Raw genomic sequence first — 14,269 nt, forward strand, 5'->3', positions numbered from 1 at the left:
TCCCTGCTGAACGATGCCAGCAGACGCTTGTCTCCGTTTAGGAGACGCAAGCCCTTTCAGACGTCGCCTACTGCATCGCAGATACAGCATCTTCTTGCAGGGTGAGATGCGCGCTTTTCTGAAAAGACAAAGGTTTCGTAACCTTCTGCGTACCTCACGATCTGCAAAAACGCTGTATCACGCTTACAGGGACTATCATTCCAGATGATGGAGCCAGATGATAAATCAACTTCGCTACAGTCGAGCAGCTCTCACGGCGGCCCCAATCAGCCCGACTTGAGCATTCAGCACCACATGCACCGGGATTTGCTCCAGCAGCGGACTCATGCGCCCTTTGTCGAGAAACGCCTCCATAAAGCCGCCCGCTTTTAGCACGTCCAGATTTTTGGCTGCGATGCCGCCTGCGATGTAGAGGCCGCCAAAGGGCAGCAGTTTCAGCGCTAGGTTGCCCGCTTCGGCTCCGTAAGCAGAGGCAAACAGGGTCATGGTTTGCTGGCAGAGGCGATCGCCCGCCTGAGCGCCAAGGGAAATTACCGCGCCCGGATCGACGGACTTTTCTGCTTTGCCCGCCTCGCGCTCCCAGGTGAGGATTTTCGCGCCGATGTCAGGCGACTCTTCGGCAAGCTGGCGATCGCGCAAAAACTGGTAAATCGACACAATCCCCTGCCCCGACACAACCCGCTCGGCCGACAGGCGATTGATGTTTAGCTTATCCAGCAAATATTTCAGGAGTTGAAATTCCAGTTCTGAACGGGGCGCAAAATCAGCGTGTCCCCCCTCCGACGGGTAGACGTAATACACGCCCCCCTGAGGAATCAAGAAGCCCTGACCTAGCCCTGTGCCTGCGCCAATGACGGCGATGGGGGCGTTGGGCTGGGGCTTGCCGACCTGGAGCGTGTAATAGTCGTCTTCACCCAGACCCAAAATGCCGTAGCCGACGGCTTCAAAATCGTTGATCAGGCTGATATTGGGAATGTTGAGTTCGCGGCTGAGGCGATCGCCCTCCAGGGTCCAGGAGAGATTGGTTAGCACGGAGGTATTGTTGACCACAGGCCCGGCGATCGCAAAGCAGGCTTTCTCAATTCCAGGAGCGCAGCCCATGCAGTTTTCTGCGTCTGCCAGAAACGCCCGCACCATCGGCACCAGGTCGAGATATTCCGCGCTGACGTAGCGCATCTCATGGAGCGTTTGCAGCTTAACCGGGCCGTCGTCGCTATGGACTTCTGCCAGCCGCAGAATCGTTTTGGTGCCGCCGATGTCGCCTGCCAAAAGTCGAGTCATGATGCGATGTCATCCACAAATAGGGGGTCTAGAACGGGCTGGAGGGCTTCGTCCGCGTCGTCGTCCTCAACGTCCTCAACGTCCTCAACGTCATCGACATCGACATTGTAGGCAGGATTGTAGTCCGGTTCCAACTCGGCTGCTGCTGCTGCCCAAATTCCTTCGGAATCTTCATCATATTCGTCGTATTCATCATCCTCTTCAGACACTTCGGCAGGGGCGATCGCCCGGTTGGCCACAGTGCCAATAATGGGCAGGTGAAATTCCTCCAGCTTTTTCAGCACCTCCTTAGTCTTGGAGTAGGCCGTCTGGCGCACCGCCAGCACCAGCAAGATTCCGTCTGCCTGGGCCGCCAAAAAGTTGGCATCCACTGTGCTGCCCAGGTTGGGCGTGTCGTACAGGATCAGGTCAAATTGGGCATCAAACGCCGCCATCAGGTCTTTCATCTGGGGCGAGGCCAGCATTTTGGTCGTGCCGGGGGGCGTTTGCCCGGCAGTGAGGATGCACAGATGCTCTAAGCTGGGGCAGACCTGGATGGCATCTTCGGGATAGACTTTTTGGGCCAGCAGTTCGCTCAGCCCGCATTCATTCGGCAAGTTCAGAATGCTGTGCAGCTTGGGCGATCGCAGGTTAGCATCCACCAGCAGCACGCGCTGCCCCGCCGCCGCCGCCGTCTGCGCCAGGTGGAGGGCAATGGTGGTCTTGCCGTCGCCCGTAGCAGGAGAGCAAACGACGAGCGATCGCACCAGGTTGTTGGGGTTGAGAAATCGCAGGCTGGCGTAGAAATTGTTCACTGCATCCAGAAACGGGAAGGCATCCTCGCTCAGTTCCCCACTGCTGGGCGCAATGCTGAGCAAGCTGCCGCAGGGGTCGGCCGTGGCGCAGGCCGGCAGCACCCCCAGCAGAGGCACAGGCACGGCATCTTTCACGTCTTCTGCACCGAAAAAGATGTTTTGCCGCTTTTCAATCAGCACTGCCGTTCCCAGTCCCAGCGCCAGCCCGGCCACCATGCCCATCATCAGCTTCTTGCGAGAGCTATTGGGATCGGGAATGGCAGCGCCACTCGGATCACGAGGCAGCATGGGTTCTGAGATCAGTTCCCACGGCACTTGTGTCTGGGCGGCTTCTACCCGCAGCGTCTCGCGCTGCCCCAGCAGTTGATCCAGCGTGCGGGTGGCCACGCCCAGTTCGCGCTGAATTTCGGCATACCGACGGGCGATCGCCGGAAACTGTTGCACCTGGCGCGAAACCTCCGCCTGTCGCCGTGCCAGAAATTGATCCCGCATCTGCAACACCTGCATCTCATTGGCAGTACTGATCAATTGCTGAATCAGCCCCAACCGCAGCGAGTCTTGATAAGTCAGCGAATCTGCTTTGCGAGCCAGTTGCGGCCCCAGGATGCGATTGGCCTGTTGCCCCAGCACGGCCGTCAAATTGGCCTGCCGCTGTCGCAATCGCTGAATAATCGGGCTTTCATCGGTAAAGCGACTCGACTCCAGCGCAATCTGACTGTCGATTTCATTGATGCTGCTGAGCAACTGCTGATAGCGGGGATCTTGGCTGAGGGCCGAAGCGGCGATCGCCTCATTGGGCGACAGACCCAACTGCCGTTGCAGCGTGTTGTAAAGCACGCGCTGTTCTTGAATCTGCTGCTGGGTTGCGACTTGCTGCTCCGTCACCGTCTGGAGTTGCGAAAAAATTTGCCCCCCCTGCGAAGATGGATCGATGAGTTCGTAGGATTGCTGCAATTCCTGGAGTTGTTTTTCTAGCTCAGCCACCCGCCGTTGCAAACCCGGAAGCTGATCTTCGATGAACTTCACCCCCTCACTAATGCGAGACTTGCGATCCTCCAGGCTATAGCGCAGATACTTACTCGCCAGCTCATTCAGCACCAGTTGCACAAGATCGGCATCGGAGCCAGAATAGCCCACCTGTAAAATCTTTGTCTCCGTTGTGCGAGTATTGCCAATCCGCCCCAACTCTAGCCCCTGGATTAGCTGAAAGTAGGTAAATGCTGGGTACTTAGCTCGCACCTTTTCATAAACCTCTTCCAACACCTTGGGACTCCGCAAAATTTGCAGTTGCGTTGGATAGTCCAGGCTAAAAATATCGCGGCTGGGCACACCGCCAGCAGAACGAGTCAGCGCCGTTGGCTCGGCAATTCGTGCCTCCGAGGTCACAGGCTCCACCAGCAGTTGAAAGTTGCCGCGATAGGTGGGCAAATCAGAGGCGGTCGATAACCAGGCGGCAATCGACAGCGCCCCGGTCATTCCACTAATGATCAAGATCTTCCGCTTCACCATGCGGATCAGTCCGCCAATCGGCAGTCCGCCCTTTTTCGGAGCACTGGCTTCCCCTGGCTCATCGAGAGCTTGCAGGTCCAAATCCTGATCCATAATTTTCTCGCTGTGATGTCTCTCGCAGTGCGGGGTCATCTATATTGCCTATTGAGACCGCCAGGGCTGAAAGGCTGATAGGAACCCCTGAATTTTTTGCTTAGAACCTTGAGAATCTGCGCTTAAATTTCAGGTTGAACGCCCTACTTTGAAAGGCGTTTCTAGAATGCACCCTGCTTTAACCAACCATGCGTTCGCCGTTATCCAACATGGCCCAAAGATGAACTCCTTGGGTTGCTTGCTCTGCTCTAGGGGTTTCGGGGCGACGGGGCCAGCAGAGTACCCAGCCCATCAAACACGCGAAAAATGGAAAACACGCCGTTGAGCGGGCTGAGCAGCGTATTCAAAAAATCCGAGGTAGACGCGAGGGACGATCGCCCGACCACGATAATGTCGTTACTGCGAAGCGGCGGATTGGTGGCATCGTTCAGGCTGGCCGCAAAATCAATGTCAACGTCGCGCTTCGTCACGGTTCCGTCGGGATTGAGCCGGATCAGGCTGACTTCGCTCTGCCGTGCCCGCTGCCGATTAAACCCACCTGCCGCCATGATGGCCTGATTCAGCGAGACATTCGGCGGCAGCGCAATGGTGCCCGGTCGCATCACCTCGCCCACGATGTTGACGTTAATCGTAGCGGGGGAAAAGCTGGCGGCGGCGATCTGAGCCGACTCTGCGGGGTCAATGGAATCGGCCTGGGGAATCACCACCGTATCGCCATCTTGCAGCGCAATGTCCTGAGAAATGTCGCCAGCCTGCAAGAATCGCCACAGATCGACTGTGATGCTCTGCTCTCCGCTGGGCGTGGGGCGGCGCACCTCGATAGCCCGCACGTTGGCCAGTTGGGTAATACCGCCTGCCGCCTGGATAGCGGTGCTGACGGTTTGCTTTTGGGAGGTTGCGCCCGTTGCTGGGTTAACGGTGTAAATGCCAGGGCGATTCACCTGACCGATAATCCCAATCCGCATGGGTCGGGGAGCCAGCAGCGTCACGGTAATCAGCGGATCGTCGATATAGCGGGCGTAGCGCTGAGCCAGCGTGTTGGCGGCCTGCTCTAACGTCATGTTCTGCACCGACACATTGCCAATCCAGGGCAGGTTCAGAGAGCCATCCGACAGGATGGTGTATTGCCCATTCTGCCCGCTGAATTCTGGCACGTCGAAAATATCAATGCGAATGGCATCGCCTGCACCCAGGATGTAGGTATCACGGCTTTGGGCGGCAGGGAGGGGCTGCTGGAGGGTAAAGGGCGAGTCAGTCTGGGGTGCAGCGGGCAGGAGCGGCATCAAGGGCTGCAACCCCGGTTGGGGCGAGGGTTGTACCTGCGCTGGGACGTTTGTCATCGGCGCAGCAGGAGAGGTCGGGGTTGCTGTCCATCCTGTCGAAGACGTGCCTGTCGAAGACGTTTGCGCGGCGACGGGGAGGGCGATGGCGCTAATGACGGGCAGGGCAATAGTGCTAATGAAAACTGTTAATGCCGTATTAACACGGATATTGTTGCGGTGGGCGATTGGACGGACACGCTGCGGCACAGGAGGGCAGAGAGCGTCGGGAAGATGAGTCGCAACAGTCTGGATTGGGGGTGTCATAGACGCTGATTTTTAAGTGAGACGCATCTTTGCGATCGGTGCAGTTTGAATTGGGCTTAGGTGAATGAGCGGGCTTTCTATCTCGAGGACTGGATAAAGGCAGAGCGGGCGATCGCACGCTGCGTTGATTCAGAAACTCTGGCTTTAGAATGCCCAACTGCTGGCTCTCAGTAACGCCCGCAAGTCTAGTCAAAATTGCGGAGATTGCCAGAATTTGCTTCGGCTTTGATGCATCTTGGCGTGCTTAAAAGTCGGGCCGATATTGCCCCTCAATCCGGTTTCAGTCCAGCCGTTGGAATTTTCTGTGACGCATACTTGGCGTGGCAAATGTTACCACCCCATCCCGCATGGGCACACTGGATTGGGGCGCAGCCTCAGCCCGCCCTTAGCACATCCCCCCTGCAAAAGCAGCCATGACGATTGCGTATCTGGTGAATCAATATCCCAAGGTCAGCCACAGCTTTATCCGGCGAGAGATCCTGGCGCTGGAGGCGGCTGGCACGCCCGTTGCTCGCTTTTCGGTGCGCTCCTGTAGCGGCGAACTGGTCGATCCTGGCGACGAGGCAGAGCTACACAAAACTCAGGTGATCTTGTCGCGGGGTGTTTCTGGCTTGCTGACCGGATTAATTCAAACGGCGTTGGCTCACCCCGGACAGTTTCTAAAAGCACTTGCCTTTACGCTGAAGATTAGTCGTCGGGGTCAGCGCGGGCTGGCTCACCATCTGGCTTACCTAGCGGAAGCCTGCATTTTGCGACGCGAGTTTGAGATCCAGGGAATTACGCATGTCCATGCTCATTTTGGTACGAACTCCACGACCGTAGCCATGTTGTGTCACGCGCTGGGCGGGCCGACCTACAGCTTTACGGTGCATGGCCCCGAAGAATTTGACCGACCAGAGGCGCTGCTGCTGCCCGAAAAAATTCGGCGGGCGGCGGCGGTGGTGGCGATCAGCGCCTTCGGCAAAAGTCAACTCATGCGCTGGTGTGAGGCTGCCGATTGGCGCAAGATTCAGGTGGTTCACTGCGGTGTGGATGAAGAATTTTTGACCCAGGCGGCGACCCCGGTTCCCGAAACGCAGCAATTGGTCTGCGTGGGGCGACTGAGTGAGCAAAAGGGACACCTGCTGTTGCTGGAGGCGATCGCCCCCCTAGCGGCGGAGGGTATTCCCTTCAAGCTGGTGCTGGTGGGCGACGGCGAACTGCGTCCCCAGGTAGAGGCGGCCATCGCTCAGTACGGTCTACAGTCTCAGGTTGAAATTACGGGCTGGGCCAGCAGCGCAGACGTGCGGCAGCAGATTCAGCGCTCTCGTGCGCTGGTGCTGCCCAGCTTTGCAGAAGGACTGCCCGTGGTGCTGATGGAAGCGCTGGCGCTGGCGCGTCCGGTGGTGAGTACCTACGTCGCCGGAATTCCCGAACTGGTGGAGCCGGGGCGATCGGGTTGGCTAGTGCCGCCAGGCGCAGTAGAAGACCTGACGGCGGCGCTGCGGGAGGTGCTGCAAGCAGACACAAAGACGCTCAGCGCGATGGGACATCATGGGCGATCGCGCGTGTTTCAGCAGCACAACGCCGCCACCGAAGCTCGTAAGCTGGCCGCCCTATTCCAACAAATTGAAACCGAAGCGCGATTGTCTGAGGCGATCGCCCCACCCGACCTGTCTCAACCGATTCCCGAAGGCTAGGAGTTGCCTACGGTTGCTGCTGGCTGTCTGCCCCAACCTCATCTGCTGCCTTCGCTCAACAGCATCTAGCCTGCTTGGAACGCGACCGAACGTCTCTCTGCCCCTTCTCATGAAATTCGCATGGCCTCTTCTGCCTCTCTCAACCGACTAGCCCTCAGCGGCGTGATCTGGACTATTGCAGGCTATGGAGCCAGCCAGGTCATGCGCTTTGGCGGCAACCTGATCCTGACGCGGCTGCTCTTGCCGGAATATTTCGGACTGATGGCACTGGTGAATATTCCCATCATCGGGCTGCAATTATTTTCTGACGTGGGCATCATTCCCAGCATCGTGCAAAACAAGCGCGGCGACGAGCCAGCCTTTTACAACACGGCCTGGACGCTGCAAATCGTGCGGGGCTTTGGGCTGTGGCTGTTTTGTCTGGCGATCGCCTATCCCACTGCCCAGTTTTACAACGAGCCACGCCTGCTCTGGCTGATTCCCATCGTCGGGCTGACCACCATTCTTAACGGGTTTGAGTCTACCGCTGTTGCGACCCTGCGCCGCCACGTTGACCTGGCCAAGACCATCAAGTTCGATGCCATCATGCAGGCGGCCTCGCTGATTTTTATGATCATCTGGGCCAGCTTTAGCCCAACGATTTGGGCGCTGGTGGGCGGCAACCTGGTGGCGGCGGCCCTGCGAACAGCTCGCAGCTTTTGGCTGATTCCGGGCTATCGCAACCAGTTGTGCTGGGAAAAAGAATCGCTGCGAGATTTATTCAGCTTTGGACGCTGGATCTTTATCTCTACCGCGCTGACGTTTTTGGCGACCCAGGCCGACCGCTTGATTCTCGGCAAATACATCTCCATCACCATGCTGGGGATTTACACAATTGCCTTTACCCTGTCGGACATTCCCCGGCAGGTGATTGGCGCATTGGGAACCAAGGTGATTTTTCCCGTGGTGTCGCGCACGGCAGATCTGCCCCGGCCTGAACTGCGGGCCAAGATTTTGAAAAAGCGCTGGCTGCTGCTGATGGGGTCGGCGCTGCTGCTGTCGGGCGTGGTGGGCTTTGGCGATTTGTTCATCCTGACGCTCTATGACAACCGCTATCGCGATGCCGCGTGGATGGTGCCTGTGATGTCCTTCGGGCTATGGCATACGCTGCTGTATAGCACGATGAACCCCTGTTTGCTGAGTGTGGGCAAGTCGGTTTACGGAGCTTGGGGCAATCTGCTGCGGTTTGGGGCGATCGCCCTTGGCATTCCCTATGGGTTTGACGCGGCAGGGCTATGGGGCGGCGTGCTGGCCATCACCTTTAGCGACCTGCCGATGTATGGCGTGGTGCTATACGGGCTGGAAAAAGAGCGGCTGGGCTGCTGGCGACAGGATGTGCAGGCGACGGCCGTGTTTTTGGGACTGCTGGCGGCGGTGCTGGGGCTGCGGCTGGCGCTGGGCTGGGGGCTGCCCGCCTTTGGCGGATCGGTGTAACCCGGAGGAGCGATCGCCATGAGTCCAACAGTTGCCCTCGTGATGTACGGCTGGATTCCCATCGTGCTGTACCTGTTCACGCGCTATTCCCCCCCGCGGGCCGTCATCATCAGTTTTGTAATCGCGTGGCTGTTCCTGCCGCAGGCCGCCATTGTGCTGCCCAGCATTCCCGACTACACCAAAATGTCGGCGACGTGCTATTGCATTTTGCTGGCAGTGTTTGTGTTCGACTCAGGACGATTTAGCACCTTCAAACCCGGCTGGATCGACGGGCTGATGGCGCTGTATTGCATCAGTCCATTTGTCTCGTCAATGGCCAATGGGCTGGGGGCCTACGACGGCGTTTCCAGCAGCCTGGAGCAGGTCGTGAGTTGGGGGCTACCCTACTTTTTTGGGCGATTGTACCTGAGTAATCTGGCGGGCATGAAGCACTTGGCGATCGCCATCTTTGCGGGTGGCTTAACCTATATTCCCTTCACCCTTTACGAATCGCGCTTTAGCCCCCAGCTTCACCGGATGGTCTACGGCTATCACGCCCGCGCCGACTTTTCTCAAACCATGCGGATGGGCGGCTATCGTCCCACGGTGTTTATGTCCCACGGGCTGGCGGTAGGGGCGTGGATGATGGCGGCGGCGCTGGTGGGCATCTGGCTCTGGAAAAGCGGCGTGCTGAAAAAGTATTGGGATCAGCCGATGAAAACGCTGGTGCCCGTACTGGTGGTCAGCTTTCTCAACTGCCGATCGACGGGTGCTTACCTGCTGCTGGTGTTTGGTCTGATCATTCTATTTCTGGGCAGCAAGCTGAAAACCTACGTTCCACTTATCCTCCTGGTCGTGTTCATCGGCACGTACCTCTACATGGGCGCAACGGGCTACATCACGCCCGATCGCCGCGACAGCATCGAAGAATTTGTCACCAAAACGCTAAATGCAGAACGTGCCCAATCACTGATCTTTCGGCTAGAAAACGAGGAACTGCTGAGCGAAAAAGCCCGCCAGCGACCTGTGTTTGGCTGGGGCGGCTGGGGGCGGGCCCGCGTCTACGACGACTATGGCAAAGACATTTCTGTGACGGACAGCCTGTGGATCATTGCCTTTGGGAATCAGGGCGCGTTTGGGCTGATCACGCTGTTCAGCACCATGATTGTGCCATCGTTTCTGCTCTGCGTCAGCCGTTATCCGCCAAAAGTTTGGGCCCAACCGCTGGCGGCTCCTGCGGTCTGCGTGGCGGTCGTCACGATTCTATTTGCGCTGGACTGTGTGCTAAACGCCATGCCCAATCCCATTTTCACCCTCTCTAGCGGCGGCATTGCGGGGCTGGTGCTGAAACCGGAGCCGCTGCGAAAACGAGTGCCCAAACGCAAACCCGCGGGGCGATCGCTCCCGCGTCGAAGGCCAAGCCTGCCGCTAGCTTCGCCCTAAGTTCGGGAACGCTAAGTGAAAAGTGCCGCCCTCTGCACGACTTAACGCCTCCAGAGTGTCCTTCATACGCCCACGCTGAGATTGCTGCAACTGCTTCTTCCGCTGATCTGAGGCCGTTTTCATGCAAAAGGTGATGCCATCGTCTCTGCGCGTTTTGTACGCGGCTGGCCCTGGAAATGTAATTGGAACATACCAGCACTGGAGACAGCATAAAGATGATCCATCGCAGGTGTCTGTGACGTACTCCGGACAGTTCTTTGAAGTCTGCCGCGAACTCAATGCGAACGCTTACGTGATTTCTTCGCATCGAGATAAGCGAACGCTTCAGGATGGTGCATTTACTCTGGAACATCGGCCGATTCCCTTTCAAAAGGCAACGGGGTTGATCTACCACGCGGGGCAAATCTGGTACGGACTGCGGCTGGTGATGACGGCAGTGCAATTTCGAGCTGATGTAGCAGTTGTTGCTGACGGCACGACCCACTGGTTCATGCTGTCACTGTTGCCTCGGCTGGGGGTGCAGGTGATCCCATCGCTGCACTGCGTCCTGTGGCGCAAGTTTTTGCCCATGCGAAAACTTGAAAAGACTGCGCTCAGGTGGGGAAAACGCTTGTTTCAGCAGGATTGTCGCGCGATTTTGGCGATTTCTGATGATATCGCTGAGCAGGTCGCCATGATCACCCATCGTCAGCATCGCACCATCTCCATCTTTACCCCTGTCTATCGGCGGGAACAGTTTGCCCTGCTGAAGCCGCCTGACGAAGCGCGATCGCCCTTTCGTGTGCTGTTTGCGGGGCGCATCGAACCTGAAAAAGGCGTGTTCGACCTGCTGGACATCGCCAAGCAAACGCGCAGCCTCAGCCAGGATATCGTATTCGACCTGTGCGGCGATGGATCGGCGCTGGATGCGCTGAGACAGGCTGCCGCAGCGGCGGGACTGGCAGATTCCTTTATTTGCCACGGACACTGCGACCAGACCGCCATGCGGCAGCGCTACGAAGCCGCCCATGCTGTCATCGTGCCCACTCGAACGGATTTCGTAGAGGGATTCAACAAAGTGGTGGTAGAAGGCGTGCTGGCGGGTCGTCCGGTGGTCACGTCTGCCGCCTGTCCTGCTCTGTCGGCTGTGCGCGAGGCCGTGATCGAAGTGCCACCAAACGATACCGTTGCCTACGCTGAGGCGCTGGTGACGCTGATGGGCGATCGCGCTTTATATCAGCAAAAGCAGCGAGCCTGCCTCAAACTGCAAGACCGCTTTTATGACCCCAAGCGCGGCTGGGCTGCCCGATTGAAAACGCTGCTGCTGACCTGCAAATCGCAAAACTATGGTGCGAGTGCGCTGCAACCCGAATATCGCGAAACCTGACCGCAGTCCTGGGAATCGAATCCGAACAGCGCCAATCCAGAACCAAAGCACATTACGGAGCAACCCTATGTCATCTGTCGCCAATTTGAGCAAGAACGAAGAGCGAAGATCAAAAAGATCAAAGAGTGAAGAACGAAGAGTGAAGAGCGAAGAGCGAAGAACTGACACCACCTTTGTCTGCTGCGTCGAGTCGGGCTGGCTGGAAACCCAGACCGTGCGGATGGTAGAGAGCCTGCGGCGCTGGGGCGGGGCCTTTGCCGATGTGCCCGTGGTGGCAGTCACGCCGCGCTTTGGGCCGCCGCTGTCGGGCAAGACGCTGCGGGCGTTTGACCGCCTAGGTGTGGAATACCTGCGCTTTCGCGCCCCCAATCCCTACGCCTGGAAAAGCTTTTTGAACAAGCACTACGCGATGGCGGCGGTTGAGGAACGCTGCACCACGGAGTTTCTGGGCTGGTTGGATAGCGACCTGCTGATTTTGGGCGAACCCGACCAGCTCCGCCTATCTGCCGACGAAGACTTTGCCGCCTGCGCCCCCGACAAGAACATTGGCACATCCGGCCCGGACGATCCGTTTGAACCTTACTGGCGCGAAGCTTGCAAGGTGGCGGGACTGGAGCTATCGGATTTGCCGTGGGTGGTGACGGAGCGCGAGGGCATCAAAATCCGCCTGTACTGGAACAGCGGCGTGTTTGTCTATCGCCGCGCCACAGGATTTTCCAAGATCCACTTGGACACGACGCTGAAACTGCTGGATGCCCACATCGCCTCTGCCAAGGCGGGCGTGTATTTCACCCAGCACACGCTGGGCATGGCGATGGTGAAGATGGGCCTGCGCTGGCGATCGCTCCCCCATTCACACAACTACGGCATGGGCACCAAGACCCACGCCCAATGGTATGACCCCGAAAAGCTGCGGCAAGCCAAGATTTTGCACTATCACGATGCGATGTGGATGCCGTTTTGGGACACGTTTCTGCAATGCCTGAACGACACGCATCCCGATGTAGGAACCTGGCTGGCAGCGCAGGGGCCTCTGGTCAACAGTGCCCCGCCCCAGTGGAAAGTGCTGAGCAAGGGGCTAAATCAGCTACGCCAGCAAAAGGCCGCCAAGTATCAAAAGCTCTGTACCGTGATCTAACGGATGAGTGGATTGATACCGTGATTTTAGCCGCTGTGTGATTTAATCTCAGTGGATCGAAAAGGACGGGTTCCGGTGCATTGATCGACCCATCGCTAGCCCAAAGCAACCCAGTTATGCGCGTTTTTGATCAACCCCTATGACTCAATCTTTACCGCTGACCCCAGCAACCCGCCTGCTGGTGGTAATCGTGAACTACCGAACGCCCGACCTGACCATCGATACGCTGCGATCGCTCGTCCCCGAAATTCAGGCCATGCCCGATACCCGCGTCGTGGTGACCGACAACCTCTCGCCAGATGACTCGGTCGCAAAAATCGGAGAGGCGATCGCCGCTGAGGGCTGGGAATCCTGGTGTACCTTTATGCCCTTACCGAAAAACGGCGGCTTTGCCTATGGCAACAATGCGGCGATTCGGCCAGCGCTGCAATCCGCACACCCGCCAGACTACGTGCTGCTGCTCAACCCAGATACCATCGTTCGGCCGCGGGCGCTGCAAGTGCTGGTTCAGTTCATGGACGAGCATCCCACGGTTGGCATTGCGGGCAGTCGGCTAGAAGACCCAGACGGCACGCCCCAGCGCTCGGCCTTCCGGTTCCACACGCTGCTGAGCGAAATCGACAGCGGGCTGCGGCTGGGCGTGGTCAGCCAACTGCTAAACCGCTGGACGGTTGCACCACCCGTTTCCGATGACACCTTCCAGACCGACTGGGTGGCCGGAGCCAGCATGATCATCCGCCGCGAGGTGTTCGATGCCGTTGGGCTGATGGACGAAGAATACTTCATGTATTACGAAGAGATGGACTTTTGCCTGCAAGCCCATCGCGCTGGTTGGCCCTGCTGGTATGTGCCAGAGAGCCGCGTCGTGCATCTGGTGGGGCAAAGCTCCGGAGTCACCAACCAAAAGCAAGCGCCCAAGCGTCGCCCACAATATTGGTTTGACTCGCGCCGCCGCTATTTTGTCAAAAACCACGGCTGGCTCTATGCCGCGGCGACCGATGCTGTGTGGGCTAGCACCTTTGCCCTATGGCGGTTGCGGCGTGTCCTCCAGCAAAAGCCCGATGCCGACCCGCCCAATTTCCTGTCCGATTTCATCGCCAACAGCGTGTTTCTAAAGGGAGCCGAAATTAAGCCTGCCCGCTGCTCGTGATCTGGCGCTAGCAAAAAGTCTGGCATTAGCAAAAAGTCTGGCGAGGTTTTGGAGTCAGATCCAGGGCTTTAATCCCCCCAACCCCTCGTGGCTTAAGTGGCTTAAACCGATATCTCACCACATCCCCAGTCCCAAACTTCAAACCCCGACCTATGGTTGCTCATACTGACCCCTCCATGATGTCTGCCGCTTCAGAGGATGCGCCGTTGTCGCTGTGGCAGCAGATCAAAGAAGACTGGATCGCCCACGGCCGCGATTGGACGAAGCCTGGGTTTCGTGCCGTGGCGGTGCATCGCTTTGGCGTGTGGCGCATGGGCATTGAGCCGAAGCTGCTGAGGGCCCCTTTCAGCATTCTCTACCGGGCCATGTTTCGCCATGTTCGCAATGTTTACGGGATCGAACTGCCTTACACGGTGCAGCTTGGGCGGCGCGTGGTTATCGAGCACCAAGGGGCGATCGTGATTCATGGGCAGACGGTAATCGGCGACGACAGCGTGATTCGTCAGGGCGTGACGATGGGCAACCGCTATCTCGATCGCCCCACGGAAGCGCCCCGCCTCGGCAAGCGGGTGAATGTGGGCGCGGGGGCGAAGATTCTGGGTGCGGTGACGCTGGGCGACGATGCCAATGTGGGCGCAAACGCCGTGGTGTTGAAGGACGTACCCGCAGGCAAGACGGCGGTGGGTATTCCTGCCAAGATTCTTGACTAGATTCATGGGCTTAACCAGATTAACTAGATTAGCTAGCTGAGCCAACGGACTGGCTAGAGCAGCGGCGA

Annotated in this window: 10 protein-coding genes; 7 read left to right on the forward strand and 3 right to left on the reverse strand. The window is 58.0% G+C overall.

From position 1 onward, the window contains the following. Positions 1-234: 234 nt before the first annotated feature. From IGS16_RS17935 to IGS16_RS17945, 3 genes are all read right to left on the reverse strand, one after another. Positions 235-1,281: a glucokinase gene (locus tag IGS16_RS17935; RefSeq protein WP_297087763.1), complete on the reverse strand. Its 1,047-nt coding sequence runs from the start codon at positions 1,279-1,281 to the stop codon at positions 235-237. After that, positions 1,278-3,677, reverse strand: coding sequence for a tyrosine-protein kinase domain-containing protein (locus tag IGS16_RS17940; protein ID WP_297087765.1), 2,400 nt, complete (start codon positions 3,675-3,677; stop codon positions 1,278-1,280). Before IGS16_RS17940 ends, IGS16_RS17935 begins: the two co-directional genes overlap by 4 nt. Before the next feature lie 248 nt (positions 3,678-3,925). Continuing rightward, entirely contained in the window at positions 3,926-5,206 is a 1,281-nt protein-coding gene (locus IGS16_RS17945; protein ID WP_297087767.1) for a polysaccharide biosynthesis/export family protein, read from the reverse strand. A 470-nt stretch (positions 5,207-5,676) separates the two neighbouring features. Between IGS16_RS17945 and IGS16_RS17950 the strand changes: the two genes are divergently transcribed. The 7 genes from IGS16_RS17950 to IGS16_RS17980 all read left to right on the forward strand — a co-directional run bounded on the left by IGS16_RS17950 (position 5,677) and on the right by IGS16_RS17980 (position 14,201). Beyond that, entirely contained in the window at positions 5,677-6,942 is a 1,266-nt protein-coding gene (locus IGS16_RS17950; protein WP_297087769.1) for a glycosyltransferase, read from the forward strand. Between the two features lie 120 nt (positions 6,943-7,062). Next, positions 7,063-8,415 carry an oligosaccharide flippase family protein gene (locus tag IGS16_RS17955; RefSeq protein ID WP_297087771.1) on the forward strand — a complete coding sequence of 451 codons (1,353 nt, stop codon included), beginning with the start codon at positions 7,063-7,065 and terminating at the stop codon, positions 8,413-8,415. 18 nt (positions 8,416-8,433) lie between these two features. Then, entirely contained in the window at positions 8,434-9,837 is a 1,404-nt protein-coding gene (locus tag IGS16_RS17960; RefSeq protein ID WP_297087773.1) for an O-antigen ligase domain-containing protein, read from the forward strand. Positions 9,838-10,072: 235 nt separating this feature from the next. After that, positions 10,073-11,203, forward strand: a complete 1,131-nt coding sequence (locus IGS16_RS17965) for a glycosyltransferase family 4 protein (RefSeq protein ID WP_297087775.1) — start codon at positions 10,073-10,075, stop codon at positions 11,201-11,203. A 139-nt stretch (positions 11,204-11,342) separates the two neighbouring features. Continuing rightward, entirely contained in the window at positions 11,343-12,341 is a 999-nt protein-coding gene (locus IGS16_RS17970) for a hypothetical protein (protein WP_297087777.1), read from the forward strand. 139 nt (positions 12,342-12,480) lie between these two features. Further along, positions 12,481-13,491, forward strand: a complete 1,011-nt coding sequence (locus tag IGS16_RS17975; RefSeq protein ID WP_297087779.1) for a glycosyltransferase family 2 protein — start codon at positions 12,481-12,483, stop codon at positions 13,489-13,491. Positions 13,492-13,643: 152 nt separating this feature from the next. Next, positions 13,644-14,201 carry a serine O-acetyltransferase gene (locus tag IGS16_RS17980; RefSeq protein WP_297087781.1) on the forward strand — a complete coding sequence of 186 codons (558 nt, stop codon included), beginning with the start codon at positions 13,644-13,646 and terminating at the stop codon, positions 14,199-14,201. Positions 14,202-14,269 lie beyond the last annotated feature (68 nt).

This window comes from Thermoleptolyngbya sp. C42_A2020_037 (genome assembly GCF_015272455.1).
GTDB lineage: Bacteria > Cyanobacteriota > Cyanobacteriia > Elainellales > Elainellaceae > Thermoleptolyngbya.